This window comes from Methylophaga sp. UBA5088 (assembly GCF_002414625.1).
GTDB lineage: Bacteria > Pseudomonadota > Gammaproteobacteria > Nitrosococcales > Methylophagaceae > Methylophaga > Methylophaga marina.
The window spans coordinates 34,922-36,088 of record NZ_DIAC01000097.1 but is presented as its reverse complement, the minus strand read 5'-3'; the positions used below and the strand labels follow the sequence as shown (position 1 = coordinate 36,088).

The following is a 1,167-nucleotide window of genomic DNA, read 5'->3' as shown; positions in this document are numbered from 1 at the left end:
CCGGCTGTGCGATGTTGCTGGATGTTCATAACATTCAAGTAAACGCTGTCAATCAGCAGTCCCCGTCACCTTTAGAGGCCGCTTTAGAATTCATATCTGAGTTAGATACTGGCGTTGTCGGTGAAATCCATTTAGCCGGAATAGCTGAGCCCTCAGCTGAGATGTGGATTGATGATCATAGTGGACCCGTGAGTGATGAATGTTGGAGAGCATTTTCAGCAGCCATCAAACGTTTTGGTAAGGTGCCCACCTTAATTGAATGGGATACCAAGTTGCCTGACTGGTCTGAGCTCACCACTCAAGCCGCCATGGCTAAAGATTATGCCAATCAGGTGTCAGGTCATGGCTAATTATCAGTCAGACCTATTACAGGCCCTTTGGCATCAGGGTGAGTCATCTTTTGGCTCTGAGGTACTGTCTATTTACAGAAATAATCTGCTAATGAATGCTAACAGAGCCTTAGCTATTACCTACCCAACCGTTGTGCCATTGCTTGGTGAGGACGTCTTTAACTCGCTGATTAAAGATTTTATCCAGTATGAAATGTTAGAGGAAGGTGACTGGGGTGTATGGGGCAAAACATTTCCTGACTGGTTAGAGCAGCAAGCTAGCCTGGGTGATTATGCTTTTATTGCTGATTGTGCCCGGCTGGATTGGCTTTGCCATCACGCTGAACGAGCCAGTGATATCGAGAATGTCATGGGATTTGAGATTGCCTCAGAGACGGAATTGGCAAGTCTTAAACTGCAATATTGTGCTGGTGTGACGCTACTTGAATCCAGCTATCCTGTTGTGGATATCTGGCTGGCACATCACTCCCGAGATGAAAATCAACGCCAATCCTTTCTTCAGCAGGCAAAAAACAAACTCACAGACGGTGCAGGTCAACATGCTCTGGTTTGGCGGCCACATTGGAAAGCCAATGTTCGTGAACTGGATGAGACAGAGCTTGATTGGATCAAGCTGACGCTTTCTGGTCACGGTATATCTGATGCACTGGACCAGGTTAATCCTCAATTTGATTTTGAAACGTGGTTACAACAATCCACCAGTGAAGGACTTGTCACTGGTTTCTATCAGGAGAAATACGATGACTTATCTTCATTTACACGTCCCATATCTGGGACATCTGACAAAAGCACGTTCGGTACTTGAATCTTTAACGTT

The 1,167-nt window shown here is 45.7% G+C and carries 2 protein-coding genes; both read left to right on the top strand.

The window, feature by feature from the left end; all coding sequences use genetic code 11:
• Nucleotides 1-350, top strand: a 350-nt coding sequence (locus B4K20_RS12130) for a DUF692 family multinuclear iron-containing protein (protein WP_289283070.1), incomplete at its 5' end; no start/stop codon positions are given.
• Nucleotides 343-1,155, top strand: a complete 813-nt coding sequence (locus B4K20_RS12125; RefSeq protein WP_289283069.1) for a DNA-binding domain-containing protein — start codon at nucleotides 343-345, stop codon at nucleotides 1,153-1,155. The genes B4K20_RS12130 and B4K20_RS12125, both read left to right, overlap by 8 nt.
• Nucleotides 1,156-1,167: the final 12 nt, after the last annotated feature.